Source organism: Duganella sp. 3397, from assembly GCF_031456625.1.
Classification (GTDB): Bacteria; Pseudomonadota; Gammaproteobacteria; order Burkholderiales; family Burkholderiaceae_D; genus Rugamonas; species Rugamonas phyllosphaerae.
Genome location: NZ_JAVDVB010000006.1, coordinates 1 through 24,999, shown reverse-complemented (window position 1 = coordinate 24,999; position 24,999 = coordinate 1). Strand labels below are relative to the sequence as shown.

18 protein-coding genes and 1 pseudogene are annotated in these 24,999 nt (G+C 64.5%); 8 read left to right on the top strand and 11 right to left on the bottom strand.

What is annotated here, in order from left to right:
- Positions 1-28: 28 nt before the first annotated feature.
- Positions 29-4,180 carry an ATP-dependent RNA helicase HrpA gene (hrpA, locus tag J2X54_RS19910; RefSeq protein WP_310182957.1) on the top strand — a complete coding sequence of 1,384 codons (4,152 nt, stop codon included), beginning with the start codon at positions 29-31 and terminating at the stop codon, positions 4,178-4,180.
- A 121-nt stretch (positions 4,181-4,301) separates the two neighbouring features.
- Positions 4,302-5,450 (top strand): PHB depolymerase family esterase, encoded by a 1,149-nt coding sequence (locus J2X54_RS19905; protein ID WP_310182954.1) that lies wholly within the window; start codon positions 4,302-4,304, stop codon positions 5,448-5,450.
- Positions 5,451-5,665: 215 nt separating this feature from the next.
- Here J2X54_RS19905 and J2X54_RS19900 read toward each other — a convergent pair whose 3' ends face one another.
- From J2X54_RS19900 to J2X54_RS19865, 9 genes and pseudogenes are all read right to left on the bottom strand, one after another.
- The gene (locus J2X54_RS19900) at positions 5,666-6,940 is read right to left on the bottom strand and encodes a putative Na+/H+ antiporter (protein WP_310182951.1); all 1,275 of its coding nucleotides are present in this window, start codon (positions 6,938-6,940) and stop codon (positions 5,666-5,668) included.
- A 9-nt stretch (positions 6,941-6,949) separates the two neighbouring features.
- Positions 6,950-7,447: a gamma subclass chorismate mutase AroQ gene (gene aroQ / locus J2X54_RS25760; RefSeq protein WP_404990943.1), complete on the bottom strand. Its 498-nt coding sequence runs from the start codon at positions 7,445-7,447 to the stop codon at positions 6,950-6,952.
- A pseudogene (locus J2X54_RS25755) lies at positions 7,421-8,200 on the bottom strand (transporter substrate-binding domain-containing protein); the annotation flags it as partial. The gene aroQ and the pseudogene J2X54_RS25755, both read right to left, overlap by 27 nt.
- Before the next feature lie 87 nt (positions 8,201-8,287).
- A complete protein-coding gene (locus tag J2X54_RS19890; RefSeq protein WP_310182943.1) occupies positions 8,288-9,481 on the bottom strand; it encodes an L-dopachrome tautomerase-related protein in 1,194 nt (397 codons plus the stop codon).
- A 96-nt stretch (positions 9,482-9,577) separates the two neighbouring features.
- Positions 9,578-12,736 (bottom strand): error-prone DNA polymerase, encoded by a 3,159-nt coding sequence (locus J2X54_RS19885; protein WP_310182940.1) that lies wholly within the window; start codon positions 12,734-12,736, stop codon positions 9,578-9,580.
- Positions 12,737-12,738: 2 nt separating this feature from the next.
- Entirely contained in the window at positions 12,739-14,208 is a 1,470-nt protein-coding gene (locus tag J2X54_RS19880) for a DNA polymerase Y family protein (RefSeq protein WP_310182938.1), read from the bottom strand.
- Positions 14,141-14,896: a translesion DNA synthesis-associated protein ImuA gene (gene imuA, locus J2X54_RS19875; RefSeq protein WP_310182936.1), complete on the bottom strand. Its 756-nt coding sequence runs from the start codon at positions 14,894-14,896 to the stop codon at positions 14,141-14,143. Before imuA ends, J2X54_RS19880 begins: the two co-directional genes overlap by 68 nt.
- Before the next feature lie 185 nt (positions 14,897-15,081).
- Positions 15,082-15,552: an RES family NAD+ phosphorylase gene (locus tag J2X54_RS19870; protein WP_310182934.1), complete on the bottom strand. Its 471-nt coding sequence runs from the start codon at positions 15,550-15,552 to the stop codon at positions 15,082-15,084.
- On the bottom strand, positions 15,549-16,061 hold the full coding sequence (locus tag J2X54_RS19865; protein ID WP_310182933.1) for an antitoxin Xre-like helix-turn-helix domain-containing protein: 513 nt from the start codon (positions 16,059-16,061) through the stop codon (positions 15,549-15,551). Before J2X54_RS19865 ends, J2X54_RS19870 begins: the two co-directional genes overlap by 4 nt.
- A 118-nt stretch (positions 16,062-16,179) precedes the next feature.
- Here J2X54_RS19865 and J2X54_RS19860 point away from each other — a divergent pair, with 118 nt between their 5' ends.
- Positions 16,180-16,938, top strand: a complete 759-nt coding sequence (locus J2X54_RS19860) for an alpha/beta fold hydrolase (RefSeq protein WP_310182931.1) — start codon at positions 16,180-16,182, stop codon at positions 16,936-16,938.
- Here the strand turns inward: J2X54_RS19860 and J2X54_RS19855 are convergent, their stop codons facing one another.
- Positions 16,939-17,286, bottom strand: a complete 348-nt coding sequence (locus tag J2X54_RS19855) for a hypothetical protein (RefSeq protein ID WP_310182930.1) — start codon at positions 17,284-17,286, stop codon at positions 16,939-16,941.
- Positions 17,287-17,316: 30 nt separating this feature from the next.
- Entirely contained in the window at positions 17,317-19,197 is a 1,881-nt protein-coding gene (locus tag J2X54_RS19850; RefSeq protein WP_310182929.1) for a peptidase M61, read from the bottom strand.
- Between the two features lie 212 nt (positions 19,198-19,409).
- On the opposite strand from J2X54_RS19850, the gene J2X54_RS19845 reads away from it, so the two are divergent.
- From J2X54_RS19845 to coaD, 5 genes are all read left to right on the top strand, one after another.
- On the top strand, positions 19,410-19,877 hold the full coding sequence (locus J2X54_RS19845) for an Hsp20 family protein (protein ID WP_070248770.1): 468 nt from the start codon (positions 19,410-19,412) through the stop codon (positions 19,875-19,877).
- A gap of 186 nt (positions 19,878-20,063) precedes the next feature.
- The gene (locus tag J2X54_RS19840; protein ID WP_310182926.1) at positions 20,064-21,596 is read left to right on the top strand and encodes a Do family serine endopeptidase; all 1,533 of its coding nucleotides are present in this window, start codon (positions 20,064-20,066) and stop codon (positions 21,594-21,596) included.
- A 43-nt stretch (positions 21,597-21,639) separates the two neighbouring features.
- Positions 21,640-22,299 carry a response regulator transcription factor gene (locus J2X54_RS19835; RefSeq protein ID WP_019922755.1) on the top strand — a complete coding sequence of 220 codons (660 nt, stop codon included), beginning with the start codon at positions 21,640-21,642 and terminating at the stop codon, positions 22,297-22,299.
- A gap of 2 nt (positions 22,300-22,301) precedes the next feature.
- Positions 22,302-23,702, top strand: coding sequence for an ATP-binding protein (locus J2X54_RS19830; protein WP_070248776.1), 1,401 nt, complete (start codon positions 22,302-22,304; stop codon positions 23,700-23,702).
- Between the two features lie 28 nt (positions 23,703-23,730).
- Complete coding sequence (coaD, locus tag J2X54_RS19825; protein WP_070248778.1) at positions 23,731-24,879, top strand: pantetheine-phosphate adenylyltransferase; 1,149 nt, start codon at positions 23,731-23,733, stop codon at positions 24,877-24,879.
- The last annotated feature ends 120 nt before the right edge of the window (positions 24,880-24,999 follow it).

Sequence of the window (24,999 nt, the reverse complement as noted above, 5' to 3'; positions counted from 1 at the left end):
ATTCCGTACCCTATACTTGTAAAAAACAATGTCAGAAGCCAGCAACAAGCCTAAAAGCCCCCAGACCCGTCCACAAAGCCAGTTAGCACAGGCTTTAAGAGGCGCACCCCGCAGCAGGACGGGGTCGGACCCCGTACGGGGTCCGACCCCAGGTTCTGCCGTGCGGGGTAAAGCTGATCGCGCGCGCCTGACGCCGGAAGAGCAGGCTGCCCGCGAAGCCGCGCGCGAAGCCCGGGAAGCGGAGCGCAATTTCCGCACGCCGCTGCCGCCCATCACGTTCCCGGAAGACTTGCCCGTCTCCGGCCGCCGCCACGAGATCGCCGCCGCGTTGCAGGCCAACCAGGTGATCATCGTCTCCGGCGAGACCGGCTCCGGTAAAACCACCCAGTTGCCGAAGATCTGCCTGGAACTGGGCCGTGGCCAGAAAGGCCTGATCGGCCACACCCAGCCGCGCCGGATCGCCGCGTCGTCCACCGCCAAGCGCATCGCTGCCGAACTCAATTCGCCGCTGGGCCAGCACGTGGGCTTCAAGGTGCGTTTTGCCGACACCCTGCAAAAAGGCGCGTCGGTCAAGCTGATGACCGACGGTATCCTGTTGGCCGAAACCCAGACCGATCCGCTGCTCAAAGCCTACGACACCATCATCATCGACGAGGCGCACGAACGCAGCCTCAATATCGACTTCCTGCTCGGCTATCTCAAGCAATTGCTGCCGCGCCGGCCCGATTTAAAGATCATCATCACCTCGGCCACTATCGACGCCGAGCGCTTCTCGCGCCACTTCGGCACGCCCGAGCAGCCGGCGCCGGTGATCGAGGTGTCGGGCCGCCTCTACGCGGTAGAAGTGCGCTACCGGCCGATCGACAGCGATGTCCCAAACAAGGCCAACCCGGGCGGCAATGCCGCCGCGATTGCCAACGCCGAAGGCAAAGGCCAGCGCACCGCCGCCGCGCGCGAGAAGCGCGACCTGATGGATGCGGTAGTCGATGCGGTCGATGAGCTGGCGCGCCTCGGCTCAGGCGACGTGCTGGTGTTCCTGCCGGGCGAGCGCGAAATCCGCGACACCGCCGAAGCGCTGCGCAAGCATCACCCGCCGCACGTGGAAATCCTGCCGCTGTTCGCGCGCCTGTCGGCCGAGGAGCAGGAACGCGTGTTCAAGGTGAGCAATGCGCGTCGCATCGTGCTGGCCACCAACGTGGCCGAGACCTCGCTGACGGTGCCCGGTATCCGCTACGTGGTCGATGCCGGCCTGGCGCGGGTAAAACGCTACAGCTACCGCAACAAGGTGGAGCAGCTGCAGATCGAGCCGATCGCGCAGTCGGCCGCCAACCAGCGCGCCGGCCGCTGCGGGCGCGTGGCCGATGGCGTGTGTATCCGCCTGTACGACGAGCAGGACTTCCTGCTGCGCCCCAAGTTTACCGAGCCGGAAATTCTGCGCTCGTCGCTGGCTTCCGTCATCTTGCGCATGAAGTCGCTGCACCTGACCGACGTGGAAAGCTTCCCGTTCATCGAGCCGCCGCTGGCGCGGGCGATTGCCGACGGCTACCAGCTGCTGCAGGAACTCGGTGCGGTCGACGAATACAACCAGCTGACGCCGCTGGGCCAGAAGCTGGCCAAGCTGCCGCTCGACCCGCGCGTGGGTCGCATGATCCTTGCCGCGCTCGACAACGTGTGCCTGAGCGAAGTGCTGATCATCGCCTCGGCGCTGTCGGTGCAGGACCCGCGCGACCGCCCGATGGAACACCAGCAGGCGGCCGACGAGGCGCATAAAAAATTCGCCGATGAAAAATCCGAGTTCCTCAGCTACCTGAAAATCTGGCGGTGGTTCGAAAACGCCATCGAGCACAAGAAAACCAACCGCCAGTTGATGGACAACTGCCGTACCAATTTCCTCTCGCAACTGCGCCTGCGCGAATGGCGCGACGTCCATTCGCAACTGGTCACGCTGGTGAAAGAGCAGGGCTGGCGCGTCAATGAACTGCCCGCCACGTACGAAAACCTGCACCTGGCGCTGCTGACCGGTTTGCTCGGCAATATCGGCTTCAAGAGCGAAGACGAACCGGGCGCCGGTTACCTGGGCGCGCGCGGTATCAAGTTCCATATCTGGCCGGGCTCGTCGCTGCTGAAAAAGCCGGGCAAGTGGATCATGGCGGCCGAACTGGTGGACACCACGCGCCTGTACGCGCGCTGCGTGGCCCGGATCGAGCCGGAATGGCTGGAAAAAGTGGGCGGTCACCTGTTGAAAAAATCGTGGGGCGAGCCGCGCTGGGAAAAACGCTCGGCGCAGGTGACCGCGTCCGAACGCGCCACGCTGTACGGGCTGGTTGTGTACAGCCAGCGCCGCATCAACTACGGCGCCTTCAACCCGACCGAAGCGCGCGAAATTTTTATTCGTGATGCACTGGTCGGCGGCGATTACGAGACGCGCGCGCCATTCTTCGCCCACAACCACAAGCTGATCAAAGAAATCGAAAACCTCGAACACAAGTCGCGCCGCCTCGACGTGCTGGTCGATGATGAACTGATCGCCGCGTTTTACGACAAGCTGATTCCAGCCGACGTGGTCAACGGCGCCGGCTTCGAAAAATGGCACAAGGACGCCACCGCCGCCGAACCGAAGCTGCTGTACCTCAATCGCGACGAGCTGATGCGCCACGAAGCGGCCGGCGTCACCACCGAACTGTTCCCGAAGATCATGTCGGTAACCGGCCTGGAGCTGGGCCTGACGTACCACTTCGAGCCGGGCAGCGTGCGCGATGGCGTGACCCTGGCCGTGCCGCTGTACGCACTGAACCAGCTGCCGCGTGAGCGCTGCGAGTGGCTGGTGCCGGGCATGTTGAAAGAAAAAGTCCACCTGCTGCTGAAATCCTTGCCGCAAAAGCTGCGCCGCCACTGCGTGCCGCTGCCCGACTACGCGGCCAAATTCTGCGAGCGCGTGAACGAGGCAGGCGTGTTTGGCCGGGGCGACCTGATCGACGCCATCATCGCCGACATCCGCAAGCAACTGACAATTGCCGTGCTGACCACCGACTTCAAGCCGGAAACCTTGCCGGCCCATCACTTCATGAATTTCAAGGTGATCGACGAGCACGGCCGTCAACTCGACATGGGCCGCAACCTGGCCACCCTGCAAGCCGAATTCGGCACCCAGGCGCGCGAGAGTTTCCAGAAGATGGCGGAGACGTCGGGCACGACTGCATCCGGTTCGAAAACGGCGGGCGTAAGCAGCATTGTCAGCGCAAAGTCCGTCATCCCCGCGAACGCGGGGATCCATACTGAGCGTGCATCGTCGTCCGCCCCAGGTAATCAAACTGCCGCCGCACCTTCCAACCTGACCAACCTCACCAACTGGACCTTCGGCGAACTGCCCGAACTGCTCGAAATCCCCCAAGGCAAGCTGACGCTGATCGGTTTCCCCGCCTTGGTGGACAAGCGCACCCACTGCGACCTCGAAGTCTTCGACGACCCGACGGTGGCAGCGCGTACCCACCGCCAGGGCCTGCGCCGCCTGTTCGCCTTGCAGATGAAGGACCAGATCAAGTTCATCGAGAAAAGCATCCCCAACCTGCAGCAGATGGGCATGCAGTACATGGCGATGGGCACGCAGGAAGAACTGCGCGACGAGATCATCAACAAGGCGCTCGACATCGCCTGCCTGCAAGACCCGTTGCCGGTCGATGCCGCCAGTTTTACCAGGCGCAAGGACGAGGGCAAGTCACGCCTGGTGCTGCTGGTAAACGAAGTGGCGCGCCTGCTGTCGCAGGTGCTGACCGAATTCCACGGCCTGCCCAAGCGCCTGCAAGGCTTGCCGCAAGCGGCAGCTGCCGACATGCAAGGGCAGTTGCAGGGCCTGGTGCACAAGCGCTTCCTGTCCGACAACGACTACAGCCAGCTGGCGCACTTCCCGCGTTACTTGAAGGCGATGAACGTGCGCATCGAAAAGCTGCGCGCCGACCCCGCCCGCGACGCCAAGCTGATGGCCGACTGGCAGTTGGCTGCCACGCCGTACCAGCGCCTGCACCGCGACAAGAGCGCCGGCAAGAACACCGACCCGAAACTGGTCGAGTTCCGCTGGATGCTGGAAGAGCTGCGCGTCTCGCTATTCGCCCAGGAACTGCGCACCCCGATGCCGGTATCGGTGAAGCGCCTGCAAAAAGTGTGGGAATCGATGCAACGCTAACCAAGTTCGGGGTCAGTGCCGACATTCGGACATTTTTGAACTTATTTATTGAATTACACTTCAACCAAAGAGTTCTCCGATGTCCGAATGTCGGCACTGACCCCGAAGCCTAGGAGGCCCGATGAAGAAAGCCGCTGGTTTGCTCCGCAGTCTGATGCGCACGTCGATCAAGGCTGCGCGCCATGGCGTTGCTGTCAATAAGCTGATGACGGCGATGTTGACGCCAGCGCCAGCGTCAGCGCCCAAGCGCAAGGCCCGTGCCAAGCCGAAGGCCTCTTCAACCACCCCGTCGGTCAAACCAGCGCCTTCGACCGCCAAGCCGGCGGCCCGCAGGTCCGCGCCAGCGCCGGCAACTACCAACACCGCGCCCGGCAAATGGCTGACCTCCCACGTCGAGAGTGCCAACGGCCACCGCATGAGCTTCTGGCTGTACCTGCCGCAAAATATCCCCGAGGAAGCCGTCGCACAAGGCCTGCCGCTAATCGTCATGCTGCACGGCTGCCATCAGACCGCCACCCAGTTCGCCCAGGGTACGCGGATGAACCAGTGGGCCGAGCGCAAGAGTTACGCCGTGCTCTATCCGCAACAACTGGTCAGCAACCAGGCCCAGCGCTGCTGGAAATGGTATGACCGCGCCACCCAGGATGGCGGCGGCGACGTGTCCACTATCGTGGCCATGATCGACAAGGTGGCGGGCGCTTACGCCATCGACCGTTCGCGGGTGTACGTGGCCGGCATTTCAGCCGGGGCCGGCATGGCCAATATCCTGGCTCTCAATCATCCGCAACTGTTTGCCGCCGTGGGCCTGCATTCCGGCCCCGTGTTCGGCGCCGGCCACAGCACCATGGGCGCATTGGGAGTGATGCAGCACGGCGCCGCCCTGCGCGCCGACCTGGCCGTGCGCGAAGTGCTGGCCCGCCATGCGCGCTTCCCCGGCATGCCGACGATCTTGATCGCAGGCGAGGGCGACAGCGTGGTGCGTCCCATCAACCAGATGCAACTGGCGCGCCAGGGACTGGCCATCAACGGCCTGGCGCATGATGCGCCGGCAAAAATTACCCACAAGGCCCAGGGCAGCAACGCCCGCCACAACGCCCACCGCATCGACGATTTTTACGACGGACGCAAGCTGCTGCTGCGGGTAGCCCGCATCGATGCCCTCGACCACGCCTGGAGCGGCGGCGATCCCGCCCTCAAATTCAACGCCAAGGCCGGACCGGACGCCACCCGCATGATGCTGGAGTTTTTTGCCAGGCACCGCCGGACATGATGCCTTCCAGACTGTCGTGTGCTGGCCTCGGGTGATTCTGGTGTAGACCAGGCCGTCGGCCGCGGTGTAATGGTCGGTGATTTCCGCATCAGGATCGAGGAGCGCACGCCAGCAGGTTCCTGCGCCACTTGGCGTACCGGCGCCAGGAACAGCCATAACGTGGCGCCCTGGATCAGGATCGCGACGCTGGCGCCCCAGGCCCGGCGCGCCATCGCTTATAGCAGCAGGAACGCGGCAGCGGCAACCACTGTCGGTCCCAGCGCCCCGAGCAGCAGTCCCATCATGCCGACCGATTCATCGTTGAAGCCGCGCCGCAGCAGCGCCACGCCGGCCGGGTTGGGGGCGTTGGCGATCACGGTCAGGCCGCCGCCGCTGACGGCGCCCGCCACCAGCATGTATTGCGCCTGCGGCGTGATGCCGTTAATTAGCGAGCCGAGATAGGTGAGGGCGGCGTTGTCGGTAATCGCCGTCAGGGCCGTGGCGCCGAAGAACAGCGCCAGCGGCGACAGGCTCTCGACGATCGGCTGCAACCACCATTGCTGCATGCCGCCCAGCACCACCAGCCCGGCCAGGAAGAAACCGACCAGCAGCGCTTCCTTGATGATCAGTGGCGACTGGTAGCGCTCGTAGGCGCTGGTAAAGCCGAGGAATAACATGAAGAGGCCCAGGAACAGCACGGGGTGGTGGCTGAACACGACCAGTCCGGCCAGGAAGGCCAGGTGGATCACGGTGACGGCCAGCGGCACCTTCGGCGTGTCGGCGGCATCGGCGCCCGGTGTGGCCTGGATTTCGTTGGCGGCAATCGGGCGCAGGTGCGGCGCCAGCATGAAGCTGACAACGGTGGCGTTGACGACGACTGCCAGTGCCGCCTTCCAGCCGAAGTGGCTGGCCATAAAGGCGCTGTCCCAGCCCCAGGTGCCGGCCACCATCAGCACCGGCGGCGCCGCGTAAGACGTCAGCGTGCCACCGATCGAGACGTTGACGAACAACACGCCCAGCGCGCCATACTTGAGCCACTCCGGCATGCCGGCACGGAAGATCAGCGGCGCCAAGGTCATCGCGGCCAAGGTCATGGCGGCCGGTTCGGTAATGAGCGAGCCGGTCAGCGGTACCAGCGCCAAGCCGAACCAGGCCAGCGCCACTTCGGTGCGCAGCGGCAGTTTGCGCGACAGCGCCAGCAACAGGCGCTGCACCGCATCGAGCACCGGGCGCGAGGCGGCCACCACCATCACCGTGAACACGAACAACGGCTCGGTGTAATGGCGCGATTCGACATAGGCGATGGCCGACTGCCCACCGTTGGCCAGCGCCATGACCAGTATCAGCACGAACGCCCAGAAACCGAACACCACCTCCACTTCGCCCAGCAGGTGGAACAGGCCGGCATGGCGCGGGTGGCGGCGGGCCAGGGTGCCGAACGATTTGGCGGCGAAGGTATGGAGCAGGGCCAGCGCAAACAGGCTGGCGCCGATGAGTTCAATATTATGCAAAACAGGGCCTTATTGGAAGTTAATCAGTGGTGCCAGCGCCTGCTGCGCCGCGGCGGCACTGAGCGCGGTGGCGTCGAGCGTGCGCAGCGCTTGCGCGACCTCGTCGCGGCGGTTAGCGTCAAGCAGGATGGCCTGGTTGGCGGCCAGCGCCGCCAGCAGTTCGGTGGTGATCCGATCGAGCTTGGGGCGGATGTCGGTGGCCAGGTCGGGCGCGTCGTCGAACCGGCCCGCGTGCTGTGCAGTCCAGCGTTGGTACAGTTCGCGCTGCACGGTTTTTGACGCTTCGATCTGCGCCCGGAACACTGCCTCCACCCGCTGCGCCGGCAAACCGAGCGCGCTGCCTTGCTTGACGGCGGCAGCGATGACCAGCGCTTCGCGCGGCAAATCTTCGATCGGCGCTTGCCGGTTCCACTTGGCGCGCGCGACCGGTTCGGCCAGCAGCAGGCGCTGGTCGATGGCCTGGCGTAACGGTTCCAGCGCCCAGGGGAATGCCAGCCAGTGTTCCACGTCCTGTTGCAGGGCACCGCTGGTAATACGCTCCTGCAGCCACTGGTCCACCAGCGCTTTCAACGCGGGATCGCGCGGCAGCAGCATGGCCTTGTCGGCGGTATCGAATGGCTGATCCGGGTGCACCGCGCACAGTTCCGGGTGCAGCCGTTGTTGCAGCCGGGTTTCCATGGCGTCGGTCATCATCAGGTCGGCCTTGCCGGCGGCGATCTGGCCGAAGATGGTGACGTTGTCCGGGTAGACCGTCAGTTGCGCGCGCGGCGCATTGCTGCGGGCAAAGCGTTCGTTGGTGCCGCCCGGGTTGACGATCAGGCGCACGTCGGGCTGGTTGATCTGCGCCAGCGTCTGGAAGCGTTGCACGTTGTCGCAGCGCGTGATCGGGGTCTTGCCATCGCGCTGGTAAGCGATCGAAAACAGCGCATGCTGCTGGCGCTCTGGCGTGATGGAAATGCCGCCGACGGCGATGTCGAACTTGTCGGCGTTCCAGTCGGCGAGCAAGGTGGGCCAGCTGGTGGGCACCATGGTCAGCCTGACGCCGAGGCGTTTGGCCAGGCCGGCCGCCAGGTCGATATCGAGCCCGAGGTAGTCGCCGCTGTGGCCGAGCCGGTAGGTGTAGGGCTTGTAGTCGGCAGGCGTGCCCACCCGCAGTTCGCCGCTGGCGGTGATGCCGGCCAGTTGCCGGGCCGGGCCGGCCGATGCGGCGCCGGCCGTGGCCGCGATCAGCAGGGAAAGCAATAATGTGGTGGCGCGCATCAAGCGGTGTCCCGAGGTTGGTGAACTGTAAAAATTTCCAACCGCTATGGTAACGCACCGGCTGCCCGGTGCGTTCCTGCTGCATGCTTATTTCAGCATCACGGGACCGGCGTTGATGCGGGTGCGGAACAGCATGTACGGTTTCTGGCGCAGGTCTTTGCCGTCGTGGAAGCCGGCCTGGCGGTGCAGCTGGTTGGCGATGAAATACAGGTAGCCATCGGGGCCGACCGACAGTGTGTCGGGCCACAGCATGCGCGGATCGGACGCGAGGGTGGTCCACTGGCCGTCGGCCTGGCGCTGGTGAATGCTGTTGTGCTCGTAGTCGCCGGCATAGAGGCGGCCCTTGTCGTCCGCTTCCAGGCCATCGGACGCGCCTTTTTCGCCCAGGTCGCGTACCGCAGCGGCCAGAGCTGCATCGTTGGCGCCGGCATCGAGCAACAGCTTGGTCGGCACCGCGTACAGGTGCCGGCTCGAAAGCGGGCTGTAATACAGCGTGGCGCCATCGGCCGAGAGCGCGATGCCGTCCGCCGCCACGGCAAACGGCTGCGGCGCCTTGCCGGGTGCGCGCTGGGCCAGGCGCTGGCCTTCGACGAACGGCACGAAGGCAGGGTCTGGCGATGTCGATGGATGGCCGCTCAGCTTGCGCCAGCTGCGACCGCTGTCGATATCGACCACGATGATGGCGCCCGGTCCCGAGACCGACGAATCGGTGATGTACGCCACGCCGGCTTTGCCCGCGCGCAGGTCGAAGCGCACATCGTTCAGGTAGGTGGTATCGAGCGCCACGTCGGCGGGAATGATGATGGTCTTGACGACCTTGTTGGTGGCCAGGTCCACGGCCACCAGCTTGGCCGCGCCGGCAATGCGGGTCTGGAAGCCAGGCGCGGCCGGGTCGAGGATCCAGAGCCGGTCCAGCGCGTCGACCACCACGCTTTGCACGCTAGACAAGGTGTCGGCAGGTTTTTTCGCGTCGAAGGTATTGGCCGCTTGCGAGGGGTACGCCACCACGGCGCCGTTGCGCAGTTCGCCGACCGTAAACGGTACGTCGTCGCCCCAGCGCGGGAAGTTGACAAAAATCCGCCCCTTGGCCGAAACCGTCACGCCGGTGGGCATCGGCCCGGTCTGGAACTGGTGAACTGCTTCGATGGTGCCGACCGTGCGCGCGGCCGGCACGGCGGCAACGGGCGCGGCGGCGTGGGCTGCGGTCGGGAACGCCAGCTGAATCAGCAAGGCAGTAGTGGCGGCGGCGATGAATGGTACGGAGGTGTTTTTAGCTTGCATGCGGGTTCCTGAAGAGATGGTATTTTTGATGGAACGCAGTGTGGCAGGCTCGGCAGAATTTGGCCATGGGCGTGTGGTGGAATGTGTTTCAACACTTTAATGAAAATCGCGCGACCTTGTGTCGAGTGCGCCCAGCAGGTGGGACAGGTCCACCAGTCGCTTGGCGACCAGGTGGCGCACATTGTTTTCGGTCTGCCACACGCCGTACACGCCCAGCAGCTGCGAGCCCATCACTTCGCGGCGCTGCTGTTCCACCAGGCTTTTCCAGCAGATCACGTTGATGGTGCCGGCTTCGTCTTCCAGCGTGATGAAGACCACGCCCTTGGCCGTGCCCGGACGCTGGCGCACGGTGACGATGCCGCAGCCGCGCGCCAGCTGGCCATTGCTAAATCCCATCAATACGTCCGAGGGCGTGAAGCGCATCTTGTACAGCCGTTCGCGCAGGAACGAGACCGGGTGCCGCCCCAGCGTGAGGCCCAGGTGGCGGTAGTCGGCCACCACGCTTTCGGCAGCCGATGGGGCGTCGAGTTCGATGGCGTCTTCCACCACCGTGGCCGGGCGCAGCAGGCCCTTGTCGGGTACGCTGGCGGCGGCTTGCCACATCGCTTGCCGGCGGTTGCCGGCCAGCGCGGCGAGGGCGTTGGCGCTGGCCAGGTGGGTCATCTGGCGCGCGTCGAGGCCGGCGCGGGCGGCCAGGTCGGACGTGTCGGCAAATGGCGCCACTGCACGCGCTTCTTCGATGCGCCAGGCGGCGTCCCGTTCCATGCCATCGACGTTGTTGAGGCCCAGGCGCACCGCCGGCATGCCGTTGGCGGCCGGTTCCAGCGCCGCTTCCCAGGTGCTGACCGCCACGTCGACCGCGTACACTTCCACGCCATGGCGGCGCGCATCCTGCACCAGCGCCGAGCGCGAGTAAAAGCCCATCGGCTGCGAGTTGAGCAGCGCGGCCAGGAAGGCTGCCGGTTCGTGACACTTGAGCCAGCTCGAGGCATAGGCCAGCAGGGCGAACGACGACGCGTGCGATTCGGGAAAACCGTATTCGGCAAAGCCCTTGATCTGGTTGAAGATGGTTTCCGCAAACTCCGGCGGGTAGCCGCGCGCCTTCATGCCGGCCTTGAGTTTTTCCTGGAATGGCCCCAGTCCCCCTTTGCGTTTCCAAGCTGCCATGGCCCGCCGCAACTGGTCCGCTTCACCGGCCGTGAAGCCACCAGCGACAATGGCGATCTGCATCACCTGCTCCTGGAAAATCGGAATCCCCAGGGTTCTCTCGAGCACGCCCTTGATGGCATCGCTGTGGTACGACACCGGATCGATACCTTGCCGGCGCCGCAAATACGGGTGGATCATCTCGCCCTGGATCGGTCCGGGTCGCACGATGGCCACCTCGATCACCAGGTCGTAAAAAGTTTGCGGCCGCAGGCGCGGCAACATCGACATCTGCGCCCGCGACTCGATCTGGAACACGCCGATGGTATCGGCCTGGCAGATCATGTCGTAGGTGGCCGGATCTTCGGCCGGGATGTCGCCCATCTCGAAACGCTGGCCGCGCCGCTCGGAGACGAGATCGAGCGTGCGGCGGATGCAGCTGAGCATGCCGAGCGCCAGCAAGTCCACTTTCATCAGGCCGACCGCATCGAGATCGTCCTTGTCCCACTGCACGATGCTGCGGTCCTCCATGGCGGCATTCTCGATCGGCACCAGCCGGCACAGCTTGGTGTGCGAGATGACGAAGCCGCCCGGGTGCTGGCTCAGGTGGCGCGGGAAATGCATCAGCATGTCGGCCAGGTAGTTCCATTTTTCCACGATCGGCGAACTGGTATCGAAACCGCAGTCGAGCAACCGCTGTTCGAGGTCGGCGCGGCCGCCCCAGCTGTGCGACGCCTTGGCCACCTTGTCCACCACCGACAGATCCACGCCCAGCGCCTTGCCCACGTCGCGCAGCACGCTTTTCGGTCGGTAGGAAATCACCACGGCAGTCAACGCCGCACGCATGCGGCCGTACTTGTTGTACACGTATTGCAGCACCTCTTCGCGGCGCTGGTGTTCGAAGTCGATGTCGATGTCGGGCGGCTCGTTGCGCTCTTTCGATAAAAACCGCTCGAACAGCAGCGTGCCGCGCGACGGATCGACTTCGGTCACGCCCAGGCAATAGCACACGGCCGAGTTGGCGGCCGAGCCGCGCCCCTGGCACAGGATGTGCTGCCCACGGGCGAAGCGGACGATGTCGTACACGGTGAGGAAATATGCCTCGTATTGCAGGTCGGCGATGATGTCGAGCTCGCGCTCCAGCAGGGCCTGTACGTTGGCTGGTATGCCGTGCGGGTAGCGCCAGTGGGCGCCGATATAGGCTTCCTTGCGCAGGTAGCTGGCCGGCGTTTCGCCGTCGGGCACCAGCTCGTGCGGGTATTCGTAGCGCAGCTCGTCGAGCGAGAATTCGCACAGCCGCGCCAGGCGCACGGTTTCGTCCAGCGCCGCGCGCGGGTACAGGTTGCCCAGGCGCACGCGCGAGCGCAGGTGCTGCTCGGCATTGGGCGCGAGCTTGTAGCCGCACTGCGCCACCGGGATGCCATGGCGGATCGCGGTCATGGTGTCCTGCAACGGTTTATACGAGCGCAGGTGCATGCAGACGTCGCCGGTGGCCACCACGGGAATCGCGAATTCTTCGGAGATGCCGTCGACCATGCGCCGGTGCAGCGCGTCGCGGGTGCGGTGGTGCAGCGTGAGTGCGATGCGCACCCGGCCCGGGGCGTTGTGCAGCAGCCATTGCGCGTGGCGCTCCACTTCTTCGTAGGGCGCGCAGTAGCGCGGCGCCAGGATGAACTGGCAGTCGGGCAGGCCGCGCAAATGCACGAGGTCGCCGGTCGGCTGGGCAATGTCGCGCGGACGCACCAGGTAGGTGCCCTTGTCGGCGCGCATGCGGCCCACGGTGATCAGCTCGCTCAAGTTGCCGTAGCCGTTCTTGTTGGTGGCGACGATGATCAGGTTGAACGGCGGGCTGCCGTCTTCGGGCGTGATCGCCATCTGGCTGCCGATCACCAGTTGCAGGCCGCATTCCTTGGCGGCCACGTGGGCGCGTACCACGCCGGCCAGGCTGCACTCGTCGGTGATGGCGATGGCGCTGTAGCCGAGCTGGTGGGCGCGCTGCACCAGCTGCTCGGGCGGCGAGGCGCCGCGCAGGAAGCTGAAATTGCTAAAGACCTGCAACTCGGCGTAGTCGGGCAGGATGACTGGCGTGGTGGCTGGCAGGGTATCCATGGTCAGGCATACAGTCCATGCAGGAACCAGCGCGCATCGGTGGTGCGTTCGAGGTAGATCCAGTAACAGCTGGCGTCGCTGCCCTGGGCCACGAAGTAGTCGCGGGCGGCGGTCTGGTCGTTCCACCAGCCCGCTTCCAGGCGTTCGGGGCCGGAGAGAATTTTGAGGGCGCTGCCGTAGAACGGCCGGTTGTCGCGCATCAGCAGCGCAATCGGTTTCGGCAGCAGCCAGAACGGCCGGCCGTCGAATACTTCGTCAGGCTGTGGCTTGGGCCGCCTGGCCGTGGCCGGCAGCCAGGTGTTGCATATTTCGGGACGGTAGTCGTCCACGGTGGCGGGCGTGAGCACGTTGTCGGTGCCCAGCCGCGCGGTGAGCAGTTCCAGCAGCCGGTGGTAGTCCTGCGGCGTGCCGCCCGGCTCGGGAAACAGCGAGGCATTGGGCGGCAGCATGGCTTCGATTTTCACTGCTTCGAGCCGCAGCGCGATCACCGGCGCGTGCAGTTCCACCTTGCCGAGGCGCTCCTTGAGCAGGCGCACCAGGTGCGACTCGTGCCATGCCGGCTCGGCCAGCATGATGTCGAGCGCCGTGGGCGCCACCGCCGCGCGGCCGCGTTCATGTTCGAGGTACAGCGTGAACGCGCGCACCGCCTGCTGCATGGCGGTGAGCCAGCCCACCAGTTGCAGGATCAGGCTCGACGCCCCGTGTAATAAGGCGTCGGCGTGCTCCACGCGTTCGAAGGTTTCGATGCGGGCGGAAAAGTGCAGCGGCGGCTTGATCCACTCGAACATTTCCGGCGCCTCGCCGTAGGCGCGGTCGAGCGCGGCCAGCAGGTGCTTGTCGGTGCGCCGTAACAGCCCGGCGCGCGGCAGCCGGCGCAAGGCACCGAGGTTGCGCGCGCCGATATCGGTGAGCCAGCCTTGGAAGGGCACGGCAGCCGGGATCAGCTCGCACGGCAGCTGGTTGAGCCGTTGTTGCAGGCGCTCCATCGAGGCCACGCGGCGGCCCTTGGGCTGATCCTTGGACGGCGCGTTACGGGCCAGCAACCAGGCGCCTTCAGCGGTGGGCGCGGCGCCCAGTTGCAGCGTGAAGCCGAGCGCGGCCACGCTGCGCAGCACGCGCAGGCACAGCGCGTGTGGGCCCCTGAACAGCGTGAGACTGGCGCTCACGTCCAGCAGCAGCGACCAGTCGGGTTGATACGTGATGTCGGGTGTGTACTGCATCAGCGCGGTGGCGATGGCGTCCAGCGCCTGGTCTTCCTTGTCGGCTGCGCGCTCGAGCACGGTGGTGTCAGGCGCGATGGCCGCCACGCCGCCACCACGCATCCCCAGGCGCACGCCAGCCTGCGCGGCCTGGCGCGACATGGCGAGCACCAGTCCGTGCTCGACGACGACCATGGGCGCCGGCTCAGACCAGCACGGTCGTTGCGCTTCGAGCGGCAACAACGGCAGGTGGACGCTTAACATCAGTTTCATGATCGTGGGTGGCAGGTTGTAACGGGATATGCAGCGGTACCGGCATATCGCCCAGGGGGATAAACAGGGGCTGGTCGCAGTGCGGGCCCTTGCGCTTGATGATGTCCACCGAGATGCCACCGGGGGCCGGACGCAAGGTCATGCGCAGCGGCGAGGGCGACGCATCGGCTGCCGCCGCGATCGGGCGCAGCAGCCACAACCAGGTGTCGGTGCTTTGCGCGGCCAGGTTAAGCCGGCGCAGCGCTTCGGGCCGCACATTGGCCTGCCACAGCAGCACCGCGCCGCACGAGCCGTTCTTGAGGATTTGTTCGGCCGACCACAGCGCGTCGGCACTGCTGGCAGGCTTGAGCCACAGCAGGTTGCGGTCATTCACTTGCCAGGCGCGGCACGCCATGGCGTGCGGCAGATACGGCGGCTGTACCAGCGCCACGCGCTGGCGCGCCGACAGGCTGGCCAGTACCGGTTTTAACAACTGCATTTCGCCGATGCCGTGTTGCTGCACCAGCAGTTCGATCAGTGCCGAGCGCGGCCAGCCATTATTGGGCAGTTCGCTGTCCAGAAGCTGGTGCCCGGTGGTGCAGGTGGTGGAGCGCGAAATGGCCAACTCGCTGGCCCGCCACACATCGCGCATGGCCAGGCGGCCAGCCTGCGCGGCTGCGGTGGTAATGGCGAGTGGTGGCGTGAGCATGGCGGCAAGGGCAACATCGAGTTGGCAAGTTGATACTGTATGGATGTACAGTATAAGCGCCGTTGCCGCCGTGGCGCAAGGCCGATTTACTTCAAGTGTGTTGGCCACAGGTCGCGCACGGGGCTCACCGCCTCCAGCAGCGAGGCCATGTGCAGGATGGGTGGGCCCGCCGGCTGTATCGAGGTTTAGAACAGGCGCGGATCGTACAACCAGCGCTTGAGCGTGGTCGCGGTAATGGCCGCAGCGTCGGGATGCTGGGGATTGATCAGGATATTGTCTTCGTCCGGCACCATGACCGAGGGCACGCGCAGCAGCGCACTGGCGCCGGAGGCGATCCAGGCGTCGCCCGCTGCCCGGGCACTGAGGCCGGCAGGAATCGCGTCCCAGCCCCCGGGCAACGGTGCGAGTACCGTGCAAGCGTTCCACACATCATCGGCAATATCGATGCGTACCAGGTAGCGGTTGTAGGGCAGGCCGCCGACCTTCAGATACTGCACCGTCTCGATCGTGGCCAGTGCGATGTTGACGGCGCAATAGACGACAGGCGTACCCCTGCTGTTCCAGCGTCCGCCCGTGAGCCTGGCGCCGGTGCCGCTCAAGTCGTTGGCGGTATAGCTGGCCGCTTCCACCGCAATGCGCCAGACCGCCACCGTCATGCGTAAGCGCCGCTCTGGCTCATGGCAAGCAACTCTGCCACCAGCTTCTGGCCCTCGAACGTGTCCATGTAACTGGCGGGAGTGGCGCCAGCGAGCGCCGGCAATGGCGAGGTGAGCCACTCCGATACCCAGCGCGCCGCATCGAAGCCTTTGGGGTCGCCCGACTCTTCGACCATGTTTTGCACCAGGCCGATCAGGTTTTCCACACCCAGCACCCGTTCCGATTCATCGCTGGACAGCACGATGGCATCTTTTTCCTTGCGGCTGATGGTCGCGCGCGACAGGCCCAGGCTGCTGAGCAAGGTTTCCTTGCTCATGCCCATGCGTGACGACAGGCTGGTGATGGTCGATGCCGGAATACCCTGGCGAATCACCGCGATGCGGCTTTGCGGATTGAGGTTGAACAGTGCCAGGCCATCGACACTACCGGACGTCTTTTTTGCTACCTTAGGAATCTTGATGCCGGCCGGGCGCGATGCCGGCACAGGTTTTTTGATGGAATCGGACATGGCGCCTCCTTTGAGGCTATATGTTAGCTCAAATGAGATGGAGTGCAAGCGCTAATTATCTTGTCCCGCCACCACTTATGCGTCAGAGTACGCCCTCATCGAAGTTGCAGGAGTTTGCATGCGTTCTCAAAGACAGGAATTTATCTCCAACGGCCTCAAACTGGCTGCCAAGCTCGACGCGCCAGACGGCGACATCCGCGCCTACGCGCTGTTTGCCCATTGTTTTACGTGCGGCAAGGATGCGATCGGCGCCCACCGGCTGGCGCAGTCGCTGGCCGCGCACGGCATCGCCGTGCTGCGTTTCGATTTTACGGGTCTCGGTGGCAGCGAAGGCGATTTTGCCGATACCAATTTTTCCTCGAACGTGGCCGACCTGGTGGCCGCTGCCGACTTCCTGCGCACCCAGCACGCGGCGCCGCAGTTGTTGATCGGCCATAGCCTGGGTGGCACGGCCGTGCTGGCGGCGGCCGAGCAGATTGCCGAAGCGACAGCAGTAGTGACGATAGGCTCACCGAGCGATCCCACCCATATGCCCAGCCTGTTCGGCAGCAAGTACCTGGAACTGATCAGAGAGCAAGGGGAGGCCATGGTGCCGCTGGCCGGACGGCCATTCCGCATCAGGCGCCAGTTTTTCGAGGACGCCGAAGCGTATCGAATCAAACCGAAGATTGCCGGCTTGAAGCGCGCCTTGCTGGTGATGCACGCCCCGGGCGACGATACCGTGCCGGTGGCCAATGCGATGGAAATCGTGACTGCCGCCAGGCACCCGAAAAGCTTTGTATCGCTCGATACCGCCGACCATTTGCTGACCCGGCGCGACGATGCGGTGTACGTGGCGGACTTGATCGCGGCGTGGAGCCGCCGCTATCTTAAATAACTACTCGTCGCCAAATTCCTCGGCCAGGTCCTTCCAGCCCTTGCCGGCGGCAAAGGTGTTGAACTCGTCCGGGGCTTCGAGCACCAGCAATTTGCTCTCTTGCAGTACCGGGTCGCCGGCCGTGAGGGCCGGGCCCTGGTAGCCGACGGTGCGCAGTTGCGCCACCACGGCGTCGATCAGGGACTTGTCCTTGTGCAAGCCCTGGACCGAGCCGGCAAAGTCCACGTACACCTCGATGGCGCCGTAGCCTTCGTCGAAGATACGGATCGCCTTGGCATCGTGGGCGCGGCCGGCGCCGTCGGTGGCCTTGAAGGGACCGCTCAGTTGAATGTCAGTATTGTTGCTCATATTGTCCTCAGGTTAGGGCGTTGAGCCATCTTACTTCATCGGTTGCAGAATTGCTTCCAGGCGGTCAGGCGTGCCCTTGATCCGTTCCAGGCGCGGGTATTTCAAACCGTCGTGGTAATCGATCGCATACGTGGTGTACAGGTTGCCTTTTTTCACCAGCAGCTGGATCGGCTCCTTGCCGCCCTTGGCAGCGGTGATCGCCGCGCGCAGCACGTCTGGCTTGTAGGCGCGGCCATTGACCGCCAGCAGGGTGGAGTTGCCCGACAGGCCGGCCTTGAAGCCGATGCCTTCCCAGATGAACGACTCGAGCTTGCCCTCGGCGCCCACCGAGAAACCGAGCGAGTACTGGAAGTTGGCCGACTTGCTCAGGTCTTCCTGGGCCTTGAGGAACGGCGTCTGCTTGTCGGTGTAGACCAGCTTCCAGCCGGCGCGGGCCAGGCCATCGAGCGGGGCGCCCGGGCCGTGGCTTTCCACGCGGCTGCGCAGGAAGGTGGCCCAGTCGTGCGGCTGCACGGCGTTGAGCGCTGCCACCACGTCCTCGAACGTGTAATGCTTGGCGACATTGACGCCGTCATCGACACCAAAGAAGCCGCGCGCAAAATCGTTGAGCGAGCGCTTGCCGCCGGACAGTTCGCGGATCAGGGTGTCGGCATCGAGCCAGATCAGCTGGCCTTCCTGGTAGTAGTCCTCGCCGCGCTGCCAGTTGTTCCACACTTGCGGACGGCGGGCATTGATGATCGGATCGTACGTGGTGTCCTGCACCGCGCGCCAGGTACGGCCGCGCACGTTGTCGAGGCGGGCGGCCGAGGCGGCCAGCAGGTCGCGCGTGTTTTCCGGCTTGATCAGGCCCGAACGGGCCGCCAGCACGGCGCCCCAGTACTGGGTCTGGCCTTCGTACACCCACAGCAGCGAGTTGTCGAGCGGGGTGTTGAAGTTGGGCACGTCCTGGCCGGCCGGGCGGCGGAATTTACCGTTCCACGAGTGGGCAAATTCGTGCGGCAGCAGCTCGCGCCGCGCTTCCCACTTGGCCCACTCGGTGAAGTAGCCGGACTTGACGCCGTTCTCGCTCGACTGGTGGTGCTCGCGGCCGATGCCGCCGAATTCGTCGCTGATGGCGAACAGGAAATCGTAGTGCTTGTAGTGTTTCGAGTTAAACAGTTTATACGATTGCTGGATCAGCGCGCGGTGCGGGCCGATCTGTTCCGGCGTCGCTTCGAGCTGCTCGGGGCTGTCGGCCACCACGTTCAGGTGCACCGGGATTTTCGCACCCGGATCGAGGTCGATGCGGCGGAAATAGCGGCCGGCAAACAGCGGCGAATCGAGGAAGGTTTCGAAGTCCAGCGGCTTGAAGGCGATCTCGTCGCCGGTGCGCGAGGCGGTCTCGAGCGCGGTGCCGAATTGCCAGCCGGGCGGCACGGTCAGGTTGGGCTGGATCGTGATGTTGCGGCTGCGGTAACCGGCCGGGTAGATCGCTAGCGACTGCCATTGCACGCCGAGGATGTCGTTGGTAAACGTGGTGCGGCCCTGGCTCGCTTCGACCGGCGACAGGTACTGGAATTCGACCTCGACCGCGTTGGCGTCGGCCGGCACGTCGACCGTGAAGGCCCACACGTCAAGCGGATCGCGGCGCCAGTCGAGCGGCTTGCCGTTGGCGCTGGCCTTGAGGCCGGCGAACTGGTTCAGCGCGCCGCTGGGGCCGTGGTTGGCCACCACCCATTGCGGGTACAGCAAGGTCAGCTTGCCGGGCTTGGCCGGAATGGTCTGGCGCACGCGGAAGATTTGTTGTGCCGTATTGGAGGCGTCCACTTTGAGGACGATGGTGCCCGGGTAAGGCTGTTCGGAAATCGTGTCGGCCTGGGCGCTGAAGGTAGTAGCGAGCAGGACGGCGAATGCGGCACGGGTGAAAGACATTGAGGACTCGGATCGTGATTGAACAAGAGAAAGAGTTTAGCACGCAGGGGTTGCTGGCAAGGCCGCAAAAAAAATCGTAAAAAAAGCCCTTGAAAGCCATCGACTATCACCCTATATCGGACTCAGTGGTTGCCCAGCAGGGGACCACCGGCCCCAAGGAATGCTTCCGACGGGGGACTCATTTATCGCTTAACTTGAAAAGGATATCCATCATGCGTACTTTCGACCTCACCCCACTGTACCGTTCCGCCATCGGCTTCGATCGCCTGGCCCAGATGCTCAACGACGCCCAGCGCGCCGATTCGTCGCCCAGCTATCCTCCCTACAATATCGAACTCGTGTCCGATGACCAGTACCGCATCGTGATGGCGCTGGCAGGCTTCAACCGCGACGAGATCGACATCACCTTCGAGCGCGATTCGCTGCACGTCGTTGGCCGCAAGCAGAAGGACGCCACCGAGCGCACCTACCTGCATCGTGGCATCGCCGCCCGCGACTTCGAACAGCGCTTCCAGCTGGCTACCCACGTCAAGGTGACTGGCGCCAGCTTCGACAACGGCATGCTCACCATCGAACTGGTGCGCGAGGTGCCCGAAGCGCTCAAGCCACGCAAGATCGTCATCGACGGTCAAAACGGCAGCGAAAACGTCACCGCCCTGGAGCAACGCCAGGCAGCGTAATCGCTACGTCGTGATGTAAGACACCACTGGCCGGTTTATCCGGCCAGTGGTGCGTCTGCGGCCCTGAATCCACCGCCAGCATGTGTTGTAAGCATATGTTTCGGTGGAAATTTCATTAAGTAGGGTCTAAGTTTTTTGCCTCATATTGGATACATCTAGAATCCTAATTCAATTCAGGAGTGCATCATGTCCCAAACTACCCCAACCGGATCGAAAACCTTCAAACGCACCGTTGCCGCGCTGGCCATTGTGGCTGCCATAGGCGCCGGCGGTGCGGTCGCGGTCAAGCAAAGCAACGCAGTTGCCGCCGGGACTCCGGTGGCGGCAGTGACGGCGCCTCCATCAGCCAATACCGGCGCGCCCGCTGCAGTGGCCGCGCCAAATATTTCCCTGCCTGATTTCTCGGTAGTGGCCGCCAAGAATGGCCCGGCCGTGGTCAATATCGACGTGCGTGGCACCACCAAGGCTTCCTACGATGGCCAGGGGCCAGGGCAGGGCCGCGCCGAAGCGTTCGGCGACGACCCGTTCATGGAATTCTTCCGCCGCTTCCAGGGCCAGCAGCAGCGTGGCGGCCAGCGCGAAGTGCCTACCCACGGCATGGGCTCGGGTTTCATCATCAGCTCCGACGGCATCATCCTGACCAATGCCCACGTGGTGCGCGATGCGCGTGAAGTGACGGTCAAACTGACCGACCGCCGCGAATTCCGCGCCAAGGTACTGGGTTCCGATCCCAAAACCGACGTCGCCGTGCTGAAAATCGACGCCAAGGACCTGCCGGTGGTGCCGCTGGCGAAAGCCGATAACGTCAAGGTGGGCGAGTGGGTGCTGGCGATCGGTTCGCCTTACGGCCTCGACAACACGGTCACCGCCGGCGTGGTCAGCGCCAAGGGCCGTTCGCTGCCCGACGACGCCTACGTGCCGTTCATCCAGACCGACGTCGCGGTCAATCCCGGCAACTCGGGCGGCCCGCTGTTCAATACCCGTGGCGAAGTGGTCGGCATCAACTCGCAGATCTACAGCCAGACCGGCGGCTACCAGGGCCTGTCGTTCGCGATCCCGATCGAAGTGGCGACCACGATTGCCAACCAGATCGTTGCCACCGGCAAGGTCGAACACGCCAAGCTCGGTGTGACGGTGCAGGAAGTGGGGCAAGACATCGCCGATTCGTTCAAGCTGGCCACGCCTGAAGGCGCGCTGATTGCCAACGTCGAGCGTGGCGGCCCGGCCGAGAAAGCCGGTCTCAAGCCCGGCGACGTGGTGCGCAGCATGAATGGCAAAAAAGTCGTCAGTTCGATCGACTTGCCGGCCATGGTCGGCCTGATCAAGCCGGGCAGCACGGTCAAGCTGGAAGTATGGCGCCAGGGCAAACTGATTGCGCTTGACGCCAAGCTGGGCAACCTGACCGACAAGGTGGCTGCCGTGTCCGCCACCAGCGACCGTGCCGAGCAGGCCACCAGCAAGCTGGGACTGTCGCTGCGTCCGCTCGACCCGAACGAGCGCCGCGATAGCGGCATCGCCAACGGCATGTTGATCGAAGACGCTGGCGGCGCCGCGCAAAGCGCCGGCGTGCAACCGGGCGACGTGCTGCTGTCGGTGAACGGCTATGCGGTCACCAATATCGACCAGGTGCGCCAGGTGGTGAACAAGTCCGGCAAATCTGTGGCGTTGCTGATACAGCGCGGCGGCGATACAATATTCATTCCAGTCCGTCTCGGCTAATCGTCACGGCAGAACGCACCAACAACAAGAAAAGGACCACACCATGCGACTTCTGCTGGTAGAAGACGACACCATGATCGGCGAAGTCGTGCTCGACCTGTTACGCGCCGAGCACTATGCCGTGGACTGGGTCAAGGACGGCGACATGGCCGACACCGCGCTGCAAACCCAGACCTACGACTTGGTGCTGCTCGACCTCGGTTTGCCGCGCAAGGATGGCCTCGAAGTGCTGCGCTCGATGCGCGCGCGCAAGGAATTGACGCCGGTACTGGTGGCCACCGCGCGCGACGCCAAGGAGCAGCGCATCGCCGGGCTCGACGCCGGCGCCGACGACTACGTACTGAAACCGTACGACCTGGACGAACTGCTGGCGCGCATCCGCGCCTTGCTGCGCCGTTCTGCCGGCCGCGCCGAGCCGGTCTTCGAACATGGTGGCGTCAGTGTCAATCCGCAAACCCGCGAAGTGCTGGCCGATGGCAAGCAGGTGAGCCTGTCGGCGCGCGAATGGGCGGTGCTCGAGGCCCTGATCGCCCGGCCCGGCATCGTGCTGTCGCGCCACCAGCTCGAAGAAAAACTGTACAGCTGGAAGGATGAAGTCAACAGCAACGCGGTGGAAGTGTATATCCACGGCCTGCGCAAGAAGCTCGGCGCCGAACTGATCCAGAACGTGCGCGGCCTCGGCTACATGGTGCCCAAGCTATGAGAATGAAGGTGAAGCTGCCGCCGATGCCACGCGTGCCGGTGGTTACGCACTCGCTGCGCGGACGCCTGCTGTGGTTCCTGCTGGCGGCCATCACCATGGCGGCGATTGCCCAGGCGGCAATTGCCTATCGCAGCGCGCTCAGCGACGCCGACCAGATTTTCGACTACCACATGCAGCAGATGGCAATGTCGCTGCGCTCGAGCGCCACGCTCACCAACAAGGCCGCCGACGCCTCGCCCGATCCCGGCAACGACGATCTGGTGGTGCAGGTATGGACGCCGGACGGCGCCCAGGTATTCCGCTCACTGTCGCGCGCGGCGCTGCCGCAGCGCGCCGTGCTCGGTTTTTCCAACGTCAAGGCCAATAACACCACGTACCGCATCTTCTCGGTGCAAACCAGCAATCAGACCGTGCAAGTCGCGATGGACATGGCCGTGCGCCAGCGCATGGCCGGTACCCTGGCGCTGCGCACGGTGGGGCCGATTGCGGTGATGGCGCCAATTTTGATGCTGGTGGTCTGGTGGGTGGTCAGCGGCTCGCTCGCACCCGTCTCGCGCGTCAAACGCCAGGTGGCGGCGCGCCAGGCAGACGATCTGTCGCCGGTATCCGAAAACGATTTGCCCGACGAAGTGCTGCCGCTGGTGCACGAACTGAACTTGCTGTTCGGCCGGGTGCGCACCGCGTTCGAGGCGCAGCAGCACTTCGTGGCCGATGCCGCCCACGAGCTGCGCTCGCCACTGGCTGCGCTCAAGCTGCAGGTGCTGAGCCTGGAGCGGGCGCAGGACGATGCAGCGCGCAGCGTGGCGATCGGCCGCGTCACGGCCGGCATCGAACGCGCCACTCGCCTGGTGGAACAGTTGCTGGTATTGGCGCGCCAGGAAGGTTCGGTTGACGATGTTCGGCTCGATCGGGTCAACCTGTCCGACCTGGTCAAGCGCACCCTCGGTGACATGGCCGGCCTGGCGCAGGCGCGCCAGATCGACCTGGGCCTGGAACATGCCGACGAAGCGGTCGTCGATGGCCAGCCCGATGCGCTGATCATCCTGATGCGCAACCTGGTTGACAACGCCATCAAGTACACGCCGGCTGGCGGCACCGTCGATATCGAGCTGCGCCGCATTCCGGCCGAAGCCAAGGTCAAGGGTGTGGCCGGGCCGGGGCGGGTGCTGCTGAGCGTGGAAGATTCCGGCCCCGGTATTCCGCCGGACGAGCGCGAGCGCGTGTTCAGCCGCTTCTACCGGGTGCCGGGCAGCCAGGCTGGCGGCAGCGGCCTGGGGCTGGCGATTATCAAGTCGATTGCCGAGCGCCATGGCGCCGTGCTCACGCTCGATACCTCCGAGCGCCTGGGCGGGCTGAAGATCAAAATCGATTTTCCCGAGACTGCGAGGCCCACTCCGGTCTAAAATGCCGTTTTGATATGCGGACGGCACCATGAAAAAAATCGGATTCTCGGGAACGCTGGACCCGATCACCAACGGCCACATGTGGGTGATCAACGAAGCCCGGTCGATGGCGGACGAGGTAGTGGTGTTCCTGTCCGAGAACAGCGCCAAGAAACCCAAGTTCACGGCCGAGGAGCGCAAGAGCATCATCGCGCTCAGCTGCGCCGAGCAGGGCTGGAACAATGTGCAGGTGGTGATCGTGCGCGGCGACTACACGGCGCGCGCAGCGCGCAAGCACGGCGCCGAATACCTGATTCGCGGCATCCGCACCACCGCCGATTTCGACTACGAAAACCTGATCCAGCAAACCAATGTCGATGTGCTGCAAGGCGCCAAGACCATCTTCGTGATGCCGCCGCGCGACCTGGGTTCGGTCAGTTCGAGCTTCGTGAAGGCGCTGGAAGGGCCGATCGGCTGGAACTGGATCATGAAAAAATTCGTGCCCGGACCCGCGTACCACGCCTGGGTGCTGGGCTGGCTGCGCAACGAGTGGGAACTGCTGTGGGATTACGCCCAGGCCGATGAATCGGCCATCAACCACGCCGACGCCTGGTTCGCGCGCCTGACCGGCGCCACCGCATATGGCGGCACGGCGCGCCACTATCACAACCTCGACCACCTGGTGCACGGCCTGTCCGAAATCCGCGCCTGGGCCGCCAACACCAAGCCGTCCGCGCTCGACATTGAAATCGTCAAGCAGGCGTTCTGGTTCCACGACGCCGAATACGAACACGCGCGTGACGCCGGCGCCCCCAGCAACGAGGAAGCGAGCGCCCAGCTGTGGCTGGGCAGCCACCTGGGCCAGGAAATGGACCCGGCCGCCGCACTGATACGCGCCACCGACCACTTCCAGGAAGCGTCGATCGAGCACCCGCTCAAGGCCGTGCTGCTGAGCGTGGACCTGGCGATCCTGGGCCAGGACGACGAGGTCTACCAGAACTACGCGCGCGCCATCCGCCAAGAGTACGCCCACCTGCCCGACGACGAATACCGCCGCCAGCGCACCGGCGCACTGGGCCACCTGTGCCGCAAGGCCGAAGCGCACAAGCTGTTCTGCGACCCGTACTTCGCCGCCCAGTACAACGACCGCGCCATCGACAACATGGAACGCGAAATGGCGCGCCTGGCCGGCGAATAATCCTTCAAGCAGTTCGGGGTCAGTGCCTAATGCCGCTAAGTTAAGCTTTCTTAGTTAGTCGTTTCTCTGGATATCGCTGCGCCACCGCTTTAACGACCCGGTCGAATTTCCGGCCGGGTC

Excerpts from the sequence above, each read along its gene's own strand:
- J2X54_RS19870 (WP_310182934.1), bottom strand. The coding sequence starts at position 15,552 with ATGACGGTGGCGGTCTGGCGCATTGCGGTGGAAGCGGCCAGCTATACC.
- J2X54_RS19855 (WP_310182930.1), bottom strand. The coding sequence starts at position 17,286 with ATGAGCAACAATACTGACATTCAACTGAGCGGTCCCTTCAAGGCCACC.
- J2X54_RS19905 (WP_310182954.1), top strand. The coding sequence starts at position 4,302 with ATGAAGAAAGCCGCTGGTTTGCTCCGCAGTCTGATGCGCACGTCGATC.
- imuA (WP_310182936.1), bottom strand. The coding sequence starts at position 14,896 with ATGCTCACGCCACCACTCGCCATTACCACCGCAGCCGCGCAGGCTGGC.
- J2X54_RS19885 (WP_310182940.1), bottom strand. The coding sequence starts at position 12,736 with ATGGATACCCTGCCAGCCACCACGCCAGTCATCCTGCCCGACTACGCC.
- J2X54_RS19835 (WP_019922755.1), top strand. The coding sequence starts at position 21,640 with ATGCGACTTCTGCTGGTAGAAGACGACACCATGATCGGCGAAGTCGTG.
- J2X54_RS19865 (WP_310182933.1), bottom strand. The coding sequence starts at position 16,061 with ATGTCCGATTCCATCAAAAAACCTGTGCCGGCATCGCGCCCGGCCGGC.
- J2X54_RS19830 (WP_070248776.1), top strand. The coding sequence starts at position 22,302 with ATGAAGGTGAAGCTGCCGCCGATGCCACGCGTGCCGGTGGTTACGCAC.
- J2X54_RS19880 (WP_310182938.1), bottom strand. The coding sequence starts at position 14,208 with ATGAAACTGATGTTAAGCGTCCACCTGCCGTTGTTGCCGCTCGAAGCG.
- J2X54_RS19860 (WP_310182931.1), top strand. The coding sequence starts at position 16,180 with ATGCGTTCTCAAAGACAGGAATTTATCTCCAACGGCCTCAAACTGGCT.
- J2X54_RS19840 (WP_310182926.1), top strand. The coding sequence starts at position 20,064 with ATGTCCCAAACTACCCCAACCGGATCGAAAACCTTCAAACGCACCGTT.
- J2X54_RS19890 (WP_310182943.1), bottom strand. The coding sequence starts at position 9,481 with ATGCAAGCTAAAAACACCTCCGTACCATTCATCGCCGCCGCCACTACT.
- coaD (WP_070248778.1), top strand. The coding sequence starts at position 23,731 with ATGAAAAAAATCGGATTCTCGGGAACGCTGGACCCGATCACCAACGGC.
- J2X54_RS19845 (WP_070248770.1), top strand. The coding sequence starts at position 19,410 with ATGCGTACTTTCGACCTCACCCCACTGTACCGTTCCGCCATCGGCTTC.
- J2X54_RS19850 (WP_310182929.1), bottom strand. The coding sequence starts at position 19,197 with ATGTCTTTCACCCGTGCCGCATTCGCCGTCCTGCTCGCTACTACCTTC.
- hrpA (WP_310182957.1), top strand. The coding sequence starts at position 29 with ATGTCAGAAGCCAGCAACAAGCCTAAAAGCCCCCAGACCCGTCCACAA.